Source organism: Paenibacillus sp. Aloe-11 (assembly GCF_000245715.1).
Lineage (GTDB): Bacteria > Bacillota > Bacilli > Paenibacillales > Paenibacillaceae > Paenibacillus > Paenibacillus kribbensis.
The window spans coordinates 15,633-16,018 of the sequence record NZ_JH601043.1; the positions used below are offsets into that span (position 1 = coordinate 15,633).

General features: G+C 54.1%; 1 pseudogene. It reads left to right on the forward strand.

The window, feature by feature from the left end:
* Positions 1-386 (forward strand): annotated as a pseudogene (locus tag WG8_RS27305) (DUF6359 domain-containing protein); the annotation flags it as partial.

Consider the following 386-nt stretch of genomic DNA (forward strand, 5'->3'; position numbering starts at 1 on the left):
GGTATAACCAAGGGTGTACGCTCGATTGCGATGCATGCCGGATCTACGCTGGCTATTATTGACCCCACCAAGGCTAAAGGGATTGCTTATATCCCCACAGGCACGAAAAAATGGGGCAATGCTGTAGACCAGGGTGTCTATAACGGCGGAGGCCGTGCTGAAGGACCTTTTGCCGCTATCTCCAAGGTAGGGCAGGGCAAGGCGGCATTCATCGGAGATTCTTCGCCTGTCGAGGACGCCACGCCGAAATATGTGCGTGAGGAAAACGGACAGTCGAAGAAGACGTATGATGGTTTCAAGGAAGTGGACGATGCGACCTTCCTGGTGCAAACCGTCCAATGGCTTGCATGGAAGCAGGACTACACGAAGCTGTCCGATGTGGCAGG